Here is a 12,897-nt window from a genome sequence, read left to right on the forward strand (position 1 = left end):
AAAAAGCGGCTACTGCTGCCGCCTTCTTAGCGCAAACTTGCCCATTAACGTTTAGGTATCTTAATGACGATTTCATAATGATCCTCATGATCAGTTTCGGCCGTCTTGATCTGCAGCCCTGAGCCTGATACCATGTCGATCGATTGCCGAATCGTATTTAAAGCAAGACGAACATCTTTGGTGAAAGAAATACGCTTCGTTCTCTTATTTTTGGCTACTTCTTTATAAAAAGCAATTCTTGCTTCTGTTTGTTTTACATTCAAATCTTTGGCAATAATTTCTTCCAGAACCTTCAGCTGAAGTTCTTCTGTATCTAATGAGAGAAGAGCCCTGGCATGACGTTCTGTGATTTTCCGTTCCATTAAAGCATTCTTCACGACTTCAGGTAATTGCAGAAGGCGAATTTTATTAGCGATCGTAGACTGACTCTTCCCTAATCTCTGTGCCAGACTCTCTTGAGTCAGCTGGTGAAGATCAATTAGATTCTGATAAGCAATAGCTTCTTCAATGGAGGTCAGATTCTCACGCTGAAGATTCTCAATTAGGGCAATGGATGCGGCTTGGGAATCATTAAAGTCCCGAACAATGGCAGGAATCGTCTCAAATCCAAGCTTCTTAACCGCACGCCAACGACGTTCCCCTGCAATAATCTCATATTTCTCATTCCGGTAACGGACCACGATTGGCTGAATAACACCATGAGTCTTAATCGTTTGACATAACTCATCAATTCTTTCATCGTCAAAAACTGTCCGAGGCTGATAGGGGCCGCCGACAATGTTATCTACCGGAAGTTGCTTTACTTCTTCCCCGCTGTTTCGTTCGGTCAACCCAAACAATTTAGAAAATTGTTCTTTCATTCCGTAGATTACCACCTAATTTCATAGTAGCATAAGGCATTGCCTTATGGTCTTCATTCACAAAGGAATGAGCTAATGGCATCCGATAAGGGCCTAGAATCCCCCGACTTATAAGGAATAAATATCCGGTTTTAGAAGGAGATTCGTATGCTTTGGATATAATATAATCTATTCTATCACTTTTTCCTCTATAATCCTATTCTCTATCTTACCAGTTTATATTCAATCATTCCAGATGGAATGAACTAAAGAAGTAAACGATTGGGCAGGTAGTTTATTGTGCCATATTATCAACCTCGTAGTCTTTAATACAATCTAAAGTTGAAATCACAATCAATCTCCTTAGCCCAGTAATTTCATTCTAGGTAACATTAAGACAGACCACAAATGGAAAATTTAAGTAGAAAATTCAAGCCCCAAGATGAATTGTTTCACGTGGAACACAAAAAATACCAAAAAAAATAACACCTCTATATTAGAGGTGTCTTTAAAGGTGTTCCCGCTTTTCGCGGATATTTCTTAGGTGTTGCAGCAATCTTTTTGATTACAATAATATGCCGCTCAGAATTCTCCACAGGAAGGTTAAAGTTATGACTCTCTACTAAAGAACCCTTTAATTCCTTCATACTGTATGCAGCTTCCTTAATCTCCTCATTTGGATCATTGCCCTTCATGGCGGCAAACACACCACCTGGCTTCACAAATGGAAGACAGAACTCATTTAGTACAGCTAAACGTGCGACTGCTCTCGCCGTAGCGAGGTCGTACGAATCACGATGTTCAGGTAGTCTGGCAATATCCTCTGCCCTGCCATGGATAAGCTGCACATCCTTTAGATCAATCGTGTTCACGACATGCTGAAGGAATGAAATACGCTTGTTCAGTGAATCCACGATCGTAAGCTTAAGATGAGGGAATGCGATTTTGAGTGGAATTCCTGGAAACCCCGCTCCTGACCCTACGTCAATCATACGGTCAACCGTATCCATTCCTTTATAGAAAGCAAGTGTTAATGAGTCATAAAAATGCTTCACATACACCTGATCCCTCTCCGTAATTCCGGTTAAATTCATTTTCTCATTCCAGGATACGAGTTCCTGGAAGTATATATCAAGTTGTTCAAGCTGTTTATCACTTAGCTCAATTCCCTTGGTCTGAATCAAGCTGATAAAATCGGACTGAACTGAATCCATAACTTATCCTCCTGCAGCAGTTACACGATTATAATGTTCAAGATATACCAGAAGGATTGAAATATCAGCAGGGGTTACCCCGGATATACGCGAAGCCTGGCCAATCGAGATCGGACGGATTCGGTCCAGCTTCTGTCTTGCCTCCATCGCTATACCATGAATATCATCATACCTGATATTCTCAGGAATTTTCTTCTTCTCCATTTTCTGGAGTCGTTCCACATGGAGCAGCTGCTTCTCAATGTAACCCGCATATTTGATTTGAATCTCTACCTGCTCCTTCATTTCATCATCCAGTTCAAGTGTTGAAGGAGATAATGGCTCGATATGAGCATAGCTGACTTCAGGACGACGAAGAATGTTTAGCAGGTTGCTTCCATCCTGAATCGGAGCCGAACCAATGGATTCCAGAATTGGATTAACCTCAACTGGACGCACCTTAGTTGTCTTAAGACGCTCAATTTCAAGCTCCACATTCTGCTTCTTGTTAAGAAATTGTTCATATCTATCCTGCTTAATCAGACCAATCTCATATCCAATAGGTGTGAGACGGAGATCAGCATTGTCATGACGAAGAAGAAGCCGATATTCAGCTCTTGAAGTCAGTAGACGGTATGGCTCATTCGTTCCCTTTGTAACCAGGTCATCAATAAGAACGCCAATGTAACCCTGGGATCGATCAAGCACTACAGGTTCTTTCCCCTGCACCTTGCGAGCTGCATTAATGCCAGCGATAATCCCTTGTCCCGCAGCTTCTTCATATCCTGAAGTTCCGTTCAATTGACCCGCCGTAAAAAGGCCGGGTACAAGCTTAGTCTCAAGTGAAGGCCATAGCTGCGTCGGCACCATCGCGTCATACTCAATGGCGTATCCTGTACGCATCATTTCCACATTTTGCAGCCCTGGAATCGAGCGTAGAATCTGCAGCTGAACATCCTCAGGCATACTGGTGGATAATCCTTGAACATAATACTCAGAGGTGTTCTTGCCTTCCGGCTCTAGGAAAATCTGATGTTTAGGCTTATCGCTAAACCGCACAATCTTATCCTCAATGGAAGGACAGTATCTTGGACCTGTTCCTTCAATTACACCTGAGAACATTGGGGCACGATGAAGATTTGCATTGATAATCTCATGGGTTTCAATCGAAGTATACGTAAGCCAGCAAGGCAACTGCTCATTATCAGAGCCTTTAGTTTCATAGGAAAAGAACTTCGGCTTCTCATCACCAGGTTGAATCTCTGTCTGGGAGAAGTCGATGGTATCTTTGTGAACACGCGGTGGTGTTCCCGTCTTGAATCTTACGAGATCTAAGCCAAGCTCTTTGAGATGAGCGGCCAATCTTACTGAAGGCTGCTGATTATTTGGCCCGCTTTCGTACATCAGCTCGCCCATAATGATTTTACCGCGCAGATACGTACCCGTAGTTAACACCACTGCTTTCCCGCGGTACTCCGCCCCTGTCTTGGTGATAACTCCTACACACTTTCCATCTTCAATGATTAACTCTTCGACCATCCCTTGGCGAAGCGTTAGATTCTCTTCCTTCTCCATGGTTTCTTTCATCGCATGCTGATACATGAACTTGTCCGCCTGAGCACGCAGGGCATGAACGGCAGGTCCCTTCCCTGTATTCAGCATCCGCATTTGGATGAAGGTCTTATCAATATTGCGGCCCATTTCCCCGCCTAGCGCATCAATCTCCCTAACTACGTGGCCCTTTGCAGGACCACCGATAGATGGGTTACATGGCATAAATGCGACCATATCCAGGTTGATAGTAACCATTAGGGTACTGCATCCCATCCGAGCTGCTGCCAAAGCAGCCTCTACGCCTGCATGGCCCGCACCCACGACGATAACATCATAATCTCCCGCCGGGTATCCCATTATTTCTTACCTCCTTATATATCGAGCGTTCCACAGCCTTATGAATCTCATCATAACCGCAATCAGAACCGTTTATTTACTGAATTATATAAGCCGCAGTTAAAATGTTCACATTTGTGGGTACAGTCGTAACTACGGGGAATGCTTGGACTTTCGGCCGCTGCCCGCCTCCAGATTTCTTGATTTATACCGCAGAGCGGATGAAATCCGGAGACAAAGCTTATGCTTCCGATGTAGCTTTCTTTCAGAAAGCTTGTAGGCGATCGCTTTCGCTCCTACAGTTCCAAGCTTCCCCTCCATTACGCCTTACCCTCAAGTCAATCTTTAACTGCGTCTTATATAGCGCCAATGTCACTAAAATAACTACATCCACCATCATACCACGATCCAGGCTAATAAACCGTTCATCTAAATTATTTCCCTAAACAGAATTGAGAGAATATTTGATCCAGCAGTGAATCTGGAGCCGAGTCCCCTATAACCTCTCCAAGCTGCTCCCAGGCCAGCCGTACATCAATTTGATAAATATCAATGGGAACCCCTGAATCTGCGGCTTCATAAGCATCCTTCAAGGAGGCTGCCGCCTTGTTAAGCAGTGCAATATGCCTTACGTTGCTGACATAAGTCAGATCCCCTGATTCCAGCTGCCCTCCCAGGAAGAGATGAGTAATTGCTTCTTCAAGACTTTCCAATCCTTCTGAAGTTCTTACGGACAGCTTAACCCGGTTCTCCTCTGGAAAATAATGCCCAACCACCTCTAAATCAATCTGCTGCGGAAGATCACTCTTGTTGATCAGTACAATAACTTGCCGATGCTGAATTTGCTGCATCAACTTAATCTCATCCTCATGCAGCGGCTCCGCCCCGTTTAGCACGAATAGAATCAGATCCGCTTCATTAACCGCAGCCTTGGAGCGCTCTACCCCAATTTGCTCCACCACATCGATCGTCTCCCGGATCCCCGCCGTGTCCAGCAGCTTGAGTGGAATATTGTTAATGGTTACGAATTCTTCAATCACATCACGGGTAGTTCCCGGAATGTCCGTAACAATCGCTTTATTCTCTCTTACTAATGCATTCATCAAGGAAGACTTGCCTACATTCGGCCGGCCGATTATAGCTGTCGTAATCCCCTCACGGAGAATCTTCCCCTCATTCGCCCGCTTCAATAATAGGTCGATTCCCGTCAGAGCCTGAGTGCATTTCTCTTTGATAAATTCTGAAGTCAGCGACTCTACATCATGCTCTGGATAGTCAATATTCACCTCGATATGCGCAAGAGTCTCCAGCAGGGTCTGGCGGATCTGATGAATTCTGCGGGACAGATCACCTTCCACCTGCTTCAAGGCAACCGAGAATGCCCGGTCAGACTTAGAGCGAATCAAATCTATAACCGCTTCGGCCTGTGATAAGTCAATCCGCCCATTCAGGAATGCCCGCTTGGTGAACTCCCCGGGTTCGGCAAGCCGGATTAGGGGCTGCTTCAGCAGCAGATCCATCACCCTTTTCACCGAAATCACTCCGCCGTGGGTGCTAATCTCCACCACATCCTCTGTAGTGAACGAGCGCGGTGCTCTCATCACGGTGACGAGTACCTCTTCGAGCTTGTCTCCCGTGACCGGATCTATAATGAACCCATAATGGACGGTATGGCTATCCGCATCCACCAAAGGGGTCTTCGAACGAAGGAGCCGTCCAACCTCAGCTACCGCCTCCGGCCCACTCACCCGAATAACGGCAATTCCGCCTTCCCCTACAGCTGTTGAGATCGCAGCTATTGTATCTGTAACCATCTTCTCACCTCTTCTATATAAATAAAAAGAAATGACGATTGCCCAAGGCAAACGTCACTCCCATTACATTCATTTACTTTGTCTTACTGTAATAACCACTCTGCGATTGGGCTCCTCGCCCTTGCTGTAGGTCTTCACTTCTGGATGATTCTGCAGCTTCGCATGAATCACCTTACGCTCCTGGGGAGACATAGGCTCCAGGGAGACTTCCTTCTGTGAACGAACCACTTTACCGGCAAGTCTCAGAGCCAGTTCCTCCAGTGTCTTCTTCCGGCGTTCCCGGAAATTCTCTGCGTCCAGAATCAACCGAATGAAGCTATTCGAGTAGCGGTTCGCTACGATATTCGCTAAGTATTGAAGAGCATCAAGGGTCTGACCCCGTCTTCCTATTAGCAGCCCAAGATCAGAACCAGAAATGTTAAGAATCGTGCTGTCCTTGCGGTGCACAATCTCTACCTCAACCTGCAGGCCCATGCTTGCACCTACATCCGAGATAAATGACGCCGCCTCTTGAAAAGGATCTTTGCCTGCATGCTGAAATTCTTCGCTGCTTAAAGCTGGCTGCTCTATAATCTCTACATGAGTTGTTTCGACCTTTGGCGGTTCTGTCATCGTATCGGTAAGCAAAGTAATCTCTACTTTTGCTTCCTTAACTCCGAACAGACCCAGGAATCCTCTTGATGGCTGCTCCAACACTTTCACGGCAACTTGATTCTCGGTGGTGCCGAGCTTAGCCAATCCTTGTCTAACAGCATCTTCAATGGTTTTTCCCGACGTCACAACTTTGTTCATTTCTTCTTGTTGGCCTCCTTGTTGGTGCCTCTTGCCGGTGTACCGGCCTTCAGATTAGATCCACCTCTCTTGGATTTACCGCTAACAGGTGCAGCATCAACAACTGCTACTTCACCTGCTGGTTTCTTATAGAGGAAGTAGTTCTGAACAATCGTGTAGATATTACTGAAGAACCAATATAAAGGAAGTGCGGAAGGGAAATTGTAAGCCATGATAAAGATCAATACAGGATAGATGAACATCATGAACTGCATAGGTCCCTGCATTCCGCTCGGATTCATATTGGACATCATCTTAGTCTGAACGAATGTACTTATTGCGGCTAGTGCCGGCAGGATAAACAAATGGTCCGGTTGGCCAAGCTGAAGCCACAGGAACGGATGCTCCCGGATTGCCGAGTTGTAAATAATAGAGTTATACAGCGCAATGAATACAGGCATCTGAATAATCAGCGGCAAGCAGCCCGCCATTGGATTAACCTTATTCTCCTGGAATAACTTCATTGTCTCCTGCTGCTGAAGCTGCGGGTTATCCTTGTACTGCTCCTTGATCTTCGCAAGCTGCGGCTGGATTGCCTGCATAGCCTTCGAACTTTTAACTTGTTTAAGGGTAAGCGGCAAAATAATTGTCCGTACAATAATCACCATGACCAGGATCGCCAGCCCGTACTCTCCGCCGAACCACTTGGCGAACGTATCAAGAGCAAGTGAGAAATAGTAAACTACATTTCTTTGCCAGAAAGAACTACTATTAGCCATGTCTTCTGTAGTGTGTGTTGGCGTTGCACTTGGTGTACAGCCGGCAAGCAGAACAAGCAATCCGACCGCCAGTGCAATAAGCAGCCACCTGCTTTTAGTTGACTTCAATCGCGACACTTCATAACCCCTCTCTTAACCAATCCATCAGCCTAAATCATACCATAATTAAACAGACAAATAAACAAGCTGTCAGGAGCGTGAAGCCCTTACAAGACCTGCCTTCCGAAGTGCATGGAGTACGCTTTTCTCGAGTTTCTTATACTCCATAGTTACCGCACCTTTTCTTACAATAAAAATAATGTCTACATGATCCCGGATCTCGCTTTTGTGCAGCCTTACAATCTCCTTGATCAGGCGTCTCATCCGGTTGCGAACAACCGCATTGCCGATCTTCTTGCTCACGGAAATGCCGAGCCGGAACTGTTCAACATTATTCTTCACAGACCAATAGACTACCAACTGGCGGTTAGCAAAAGACTTGCCATAACGATACACCCGTCCAAAATCAGCCCGGTTTCTTAAACGCAGTTTCTTATGCACGACAAATCTCCTTGGAATGCACACCTAATTTATAGAAGAGATGTACCCTTTAACTTTCTTGTATTATGATCCACTCTGAAAGCCCTAAACCAGCAACAGATTCAAGAAAACCCGAAATAGTCTAACTCAAATTACACCCTCTTATGAAAAAAAGACCACCGCAGTGGTCTTCACGCGTATCATTTACGCACTAAGTACTTTTCTACCCTTCAGACGGCGAGCAGCCAACACCTTGCGGCCGTTTTTTGTGCTCATTCTCTTACGGAAACCGTGAACCTTACTACGTTTGCTCACATTCGGTTTGAAAGTCGGTTTCATATATTGCACCCCCTCACAGGATTACTGTCTTCTTCTTACTATAAATTCACCGCAGAAAAAGCCTTTTTACATTTAACCACGAAACCCCCTTAAAGTCAACCAAAGACCCTTCTTTTTCAAATAAAAAAATGGGCTTCTTCGTGGATAACTTCATCGCGAAATCACTTATCCACAAAAAAGAGTCACATATTATAGAAAAATGATTTATTCACATGTGCATAATTATTTTTAGGCTAACCAGAGTTTCTTATACCTCTTATTCATTTAGGTAAAAAATACCTCTGATATCGCTTACATTTCTGGTTTTCAGACGACTATGGCTGGGTTAATATAAGTTGTATACAAGTATACCTCTTGTCGTAAAGGAGATGATTGAGGGCGATCTGCTGGAAGAATCCTAGAACCCTCTTACGGAACTATGCTAAGATCGAGATATGCGTTTAATGACGTACACTCGAATTTTGATAGGAGAGTTATGGATGATACATTATCCTTCTTCGTGGCTCCAAGGGGCTTCCCTGGGTGAATCGATCGCTTGTGAACTCAGATTGCAAATTATTAAGGGTATAATAAAACCCGGTGAGGTTCTGTCCGAGAACCGCATTGCGGCGGACTTTGGTACGAGCAGATCACCTGTACGTGAAGCTATGAGAACGCTCTCGGGCGAAGGACTTATTCGGTTAGAACGAATGGGAGCTGTGGTGCTGGGGCTCAGCCTCAAGGATGTGGAAGAACTGTATGATGTGCGCTATCTAATAGAAAGCTTTGTACAGCAGCGCCTGCCGGTAATGAAATTAACGGGCCTTATTCCTTCATTGAGGCAAATGATTGACAAAATGGAGCTGGCTGCCAAACATCGAGATGTTGTCGATTTTTCGTTTCAGGATTTATCGTTTCACGAAGCCATGATTCTGGAAGCCGATCACACTCGAATTCTTCACCTTTGGAGGAGCATACGTCATATCGTGATGACCGTAATGCTGATCACTACGGAAGAGGTATTCTCTGAAGGGGACGATAAGGTTCAATTTGTAGTAAATAAACACCGGATCCTTGTTGATGGACTTGAATCCAAGAAGCCCGACCGTATTGAAGAGGTAGTTCGTGAATACTTTTCAGATTCCCGCACTACACTTCATCACAGCTTCCCTAGTCAATAGCCGTTCAGCCCCAATTGCAGAAGCATCAGCTTCTCTTCATTCAACTTGTCGACAAGTATACAGAATAAGAAATTTCGGAATAGCTAACCTTATAAAGCAAATGGGTAATAATTGTAAGCGCTTTTAAATCATAATATAAAGGAGCACTACTACATGAATAGCATCTTTGGGTTAAGTCATAACGTTACATTGTTAATATGGACCCTCATTGCCATCGTTTTTCTAATTGTCCTAATCTCCAAATATAAATGGAATCCCTTTGTTACGCTGCTAATCTCGGCATTAATGCTTGGACTTCTTGCCGGTATGAAGCCTGAAGAGGTCATTAAATCTCTAACCGGCGGTCTTGGAGGAACACTGGGTACCATTGCGATCGTCATTGGACTTGGTACCATGCTCGGCAAAATGATGGCCGAATCTGGCGGTGCAGAACAAATTGCTACAACTTTGGTGAACAGATTCGGTGAGAAACGGGTTCACTGGGCTATGATGTTCGTCGGTTTTATTGTGGGTATTCCCGTCTTTTTCGAAGTCGGCGTTATTCTCCTGATTCCCATTGTATTTACGGTGGCTAAGAAGACCAAAATGTCTCTTCTCCAAATCGGGATTCCAATTTTGGCTGGTCTATCTACAGTCCATGGTCTGGTACCTCCGCATCCGGCTCCAATGATAGCAATTGGGGCTTATCAAGCGGATCTTGGCAAAACTATTCTTTACTCTATACTGGTTGGTTTGCCTGTAGCCATTTTCGCTGGTCCTCTATTCGGTAAATATATTGGAAAACGTATTAAGGTAGAGCCGCCGGCAAAATTAGCTGAACAGTTCGCGCTTAAGAGTGACCGGGGCCTTCCTGGCTTTGGAATTACACTGTTCACCATTCTTCTTCCAGTAATCTTGATGTTGATTGGATCTGTAGCCAATATTATGGATCCGAAGGCTACAAGCGGTCTTACCCGCTTCTGTGAATTTATTGGTCATGAGATTATCGCGTTGCTCATCGCGGCGGTCTTCTCCTTCTTCTCACTAGGTTTCGCAAGAAAATTCTCCAAGGAGGATATCAGTAAATTCACCAGCGAATGCTTGGCCCCAACGGCAACCATCATCTTAATTATTGGTGCGGGTGGCGCATTCAAGCAGGTTTTGATTAACAGTGGTGTAGGAACTGCGATTGCCGAAATGGCAACCAGTGCTCATATTAATGTAATCCTGTTCGCGTGGCTTGTAGCTGCCCTAATCCGTGTAGCAACCGGCTCAGCTACTGTGGCTATGACTACAGCTGCGGGCATTGTTGCTCCAGTACTGGCCATGACTCCGGGTGCGAACGTAGAACTCGTCGTACTTGCAACCGGTGCCGGCTCGATTATTTTGTCCCATGTGAATGACGCGGGCTTCTGGATGGTTAAAGAATTCTTCAATATGACCGTACCTCAGACGCTGAAGTCATGGACAGTGATGGAGACTCTCTTATCCGTTATGGGACTTGTTCTCATCCTTATTCTCAGCGCCTTCTTGTAAGGCGCAGCAATACAGAAAGAAGGTACACACATGCATCTCATCAACTATATGATAGGTATCGATATGGGTACGACCAGCACGAAGGCGGTTCTTTTTGAAGAGAACGGCAAGGTCATTACCTCGGCAACGATTGAATATCCTCTACACACGCCTAATTCCTCTGTGGCTGAACAGGATCCTGAGCAGATCTTTAATGCCGTGCTGGAATCCGTAAGACAGGTTATGGTAAAAAGCGGAGTAAGGCCTGAACAAATTATGTTTGCGGCTTTCAGCTCCGCAATGCATAGTGTCATTGCTGTCGACGAGAACGGCACACCGCTCACAGCTTGCATTACCTGGGCAGATAACCGCAGTGCAGCCTGGGCGGACAAGCTCAAGCACGAAATGGGAGGTCATGAGATTTATTTGCGGACAGGGACACCGGTTCATCCGATGTCCCCCCTCACCAAGCTGATCTGGCTGCGTGAGGATCATCCTGAAATTTTCAACCGCACAAGTAAATTTATTTCAATTAAAGAATTCGTAACGGCCAAGCTATTCCATGAATACGTGGTTGACCATTCTATCGCTTCATCTACCGGGCTGCTGAACTTACAGCAGCTCGATTGGGATGAAGAAGCACTGCGTATAGCAGGAATTAAGAAAGACCGTCTGTCGCAGCTCGTGCCAACAACTTACAGGCTGGACAAGCTGGATCCAATATATGCAGGGGTGATGGGTTTGCTACCATCAACCCCTTTTGTCATCGGGGCCAGTGACGGGGTACTGTCCAATTTAGGTGTGAATGCTATAGAACCGGGTGTCCTTGCTGCAACTATTGGCACAAGCGGGGCAATCCGGACGGTTGTGAACAAGCCTCTTACCGACTCGAAGGGGAGAACGTTCTGCTATGCCCTGACTGACAAGCATTGGGTGATTGGCGGCCCGGTCAATAATGGAGGAATGATCTTCCGCTGGGTTCGAGACGAATTCGCTGCTTCCGAGGTTGAAACTGCCAAGAGGCTCGGAATCAACCCTTATGATGTCCTAACTAAAATTGCCGAAAGAGTGCGTCCCGGCTCTGATGGCCTGCTCTTCCACCCTTATTTAACAGGGGAAAGAGCTCCCCTGTGGAACCCGGATGCCCGTGGTTCCTTCTTCGGGCTCACCCTTCATCATAAGAAGGAGCATATGGTTCGTTCTGTGCTAGAGGGTGTTATCTTCAACATGTACACCGTCCTGCTGGCCATGAAGGAGCAAATGGAGCCATCCGTCATTCAGGCTACTGGCGGATTCGCCAGATCCCCAATTTGGCGCCAGATGATGGCGGATATCTTCGATCAGGAAGTGATCGTCCCAGAGAGCTTTGAAAGCTCCTGCCTCGGCGCTGTAGTGCTTGGACTTTATGCTATGGGTAAGGTCGACTCCCTCTCCATCGTCTCAACCATGGTGGGCCCTACTCATCGCCACACGCCGATCCAAGAGAATGTGGAAATGTACCAAGAGCTCCTGCCGATCTATATACGTATCTCTCGTAATCTGGAGGAAGAGTATGCAGCCATATCCAAAATTCAGCGAAGAATCCTGGACAAATGATTATAATCCTCGCTGTGTATAACTGAAAATCGAACGATTTTCAGAAAATTTTAGTTAAAAAATGAGGCTTATATATAGAAAAAGATAAACCGGCTGAACCCGAGGAATTGGGGACAGCCGGTTTATTTTTAGCACAACCTGTGAATAATTATTTTTGGTTTTCTACAAGCTCTGTCGAAATTTAAACAATTTATAAACAATATGTAGTGGTGTGAATTATATTTATACACAAGTTATTGAATTTGTGGATAAATTCCTGCTTTACGTTGAAATATAACACTTCTTTTGCTATGATTGAATTGTTTTCTTTGTGAATATCTCAGTTTTTCTTATATGTTTATCAACAGCCTGTGGATAAAATTGTGAACAATTTGATTTTATACTTTGTGTATATCCTCCCGTTTCACTGATTAATGGGGATAACTCCCCCATATTTCAGTTTTTTTCGACATTCCACGCATGGCTTTAACCACAATTGGAAGATTTTAAAGGAGTGACAGTCT

The 12,897-nt window shown here is 45.1% G+C and carries 11 protein-coding genes; 3 read left to right on the plus strand and 8 right to left on the minus strand.

Annotated features, from left to right (window positions below):
* Positions 1–44 precede the first annotated feature (44 nt).
* The 8 genes from noc to rpmH form a co-directional block, all read right to left on the minus strand.
* Positions 45–860, minus strand: coding sequence for a nucleoid occlusion protein (gene noc, locus ACRRNK_RS22565; protein ID WP_433944822.1), 816 nt, complete (start codon positions 858–860; stop codon positions 45–47).
* Positions 861–1,330: 470 nt separating this feature from the next.
* A complete protein-coding gene (rsmG, locus tag ACRRNK_RS22570) occupies positions 1,331–2,053 on the minus strand; it encodes a 16S rRNA (guanine(527)-N(7))-methyltransferase RsmG (RefSeq protein WP_433944823.1) in 723 nt (240 codons plus the stop codon).
* Between the two features lie 3 nt (positions 2,054–2,056).
* The gene (mnmG, locus tag ACRRNK_RS22575) at positions 2,057–3,943 is read right to left on the minus strand and encodes a tRNA uridine-5-carboxymethylaminomethyl(34) synthesis enzyme MnmG (protein WP_433944824.1); all 1,887 of its coding nucleotides are present in this window, start codon (positions 3,941–3,943) and stop codon (positions 2,057–2,059) included.
* A 413-nt stretch (positions 3,944–4,356) separates the two neighbouring features.
* Positions 4,357–5,736 (minus strand): tRNA uridine-5-carboxymethylaminomethyl(34) synthesis GTPase MnmE, encoded by a 1,380-nt coding sequence (gene mnmE, locus ACRRNK_RS22580; protein WP_433944825.1) that lies wholly within the window; start codon positions 5,734–5,736, stop codon positions 4,357–4,359.
* Positions 5,737–5,805: 69 nt separating this feature from the next.
* Complete coding sequence (gene jag, locus ACRRNK_RS22585; protein WP_433944826.1) at positions 5,806–6,528, minus strand: RNA-binding cell elongation regulator Jag/EloR; 723 nt, start codon at positions 6,526–6,528, stop codon at positions 5,806–5,808.
* Positions 6,525–7,403 (minus strand): YidC/Oxa1 family membrane protein insertase, encoded by an 879-nt coding sequence (locus ACRRNK_RS22590; protein WP_433944827.1) that lies wholly within the window; start codon positions 7,401–7,403, stop codon positions 6,525–6,527. Before ACRRNK_RS22590 ends, jag begins: the two co-directional genes overlap by 4 nt.
* 72 nt (positions 7,404–7,475) lie before the next feature.
* Positions 7,476–7,826: a ribonuclease P protein component gene (gene rnpA / locus ACRRNK_RS22595; protein ID WP_433944828.1), complete on the minus strand. Its 351-nt coding sequence runs from the start codon at positions 7,824–7,826 to the stop codon at positions 7,476–7,478.
* 183 nt (positions 7,827–8,009) lie between these two features.
* Entirely contained in the window at positions 8,010–8,144 is a 135-nt protein-coding gene (rpmH, locus tag ACRRNK_RS22600; RefSeq protein ID WP_068621644.1) for a 50S ribosomal protein L34, read from the minus strand.
* Between the two features lie 482 nt (positions 8,145–8,626).
* Between rpmH and ACRRNK_RS22605 the strand changes: the two genes are divergently transcribed.
* From ACRRNK_RS22605 to gntK, 3 genes are all read left to right on the plus strand, one after another.
* The gene (locus ACRRNK_RS22605; RefSeq protein WP_433946978.1) at positions 8,627–9,304 is read left to right on the plus strand and encodes a GntR family transcriptional regulator; all 678 of its coding nucleotides are present in this window, start codon (positions 8,627–8,629) and stop codon (positions 9,302–9,304) included.
* Positions 9,305–9,457: 153 nt separating this feature from the next.
* Entirely contained in the window at positions 9,458–10,819 is a 1,362-nt protein-coding gene (locus tag ACRRNK_RS22610) for a GntP family permease (RefSeq protein WP_433944829.1), read from the plus strand.
* 30 nt (positions 10,820–10,849) lie between these two features.
* Positions 10,850–12,394, plus strand: a complete 1,545-nt coding sequence (gntK, locus tag ACRRNK_RS22615; protein ID WP_433944830.1) for a gluconokinase — start codon at positions 10,850–10,852, stop codon at positions 12,392–12,394.
* Positions 12,395–12,897: the final 503 nt, after the last annotated feature.

This window comes from Paenibacillus sp. SN-8-1 (assembly GCF_050995535.1).
GTDB lineage: Bacteria > Bacillota > Bacilli > Paenibacillales > Paenibacillaceae > Fontibacillus.

Excerpts from the sequence above, each read along its gene's own strand:
- noc (WP_433944822.1), bottom strand. The coding sequence starts at position 860 with ATGAAAGAACAATTTTCTAAATTGTTTGGGTTGACCGAACGAAACAGC.
- rsmG (WP_433944823.1), bottom strand. The coding sequence starts at position 2,053 with ATGGATTCAGTTCAGTCCGATTTTATCAGCTTGATTCAGACCAAGGGA.
- mnmG (WP_433944824.1), bottom strand. The coding sequence starts at position 3,943 with ATGGGATACCCGGCGGGAGATTATGATGTTATCGTCGTGGGTGCGGGC.
- mnmE (WP_433944825.1), bottom strand. The coding sequence starts at position 5,736 with ATGGTTACAGATACAATAGCTGCGATCTCAACAGCTGTAGGGGAAGGC.
- jag (WP_433944826.1), bottom strand. The coding sequence starts at position 6,528 with ATGAACAAAGTTGTGACGTCGGGAAAAACCATTGAAGATGCTGTTAGA.
- rpmH (WP_068621644.1), bottom strand. The coding sequence starts at position 8,144 with ATGAAACCGACTTTCAAACCGAATGTGAGCAAACGTAGTAAGGTTCAC.
- ACRRNK_RS22610 (WP_433944829.1), top strand. The coding sequence starts at position 9,458 with ATGAATAGCATCTTTGGGTTAAGTCATAACGTTACATTGTTAATATGG.
- gntK (WP_433944830.1), top strand. The coding sequence starts at position 10,850 with ATGCATCTCATCAACTATATGATAGGTATCGATATGGGTACGACCAGC.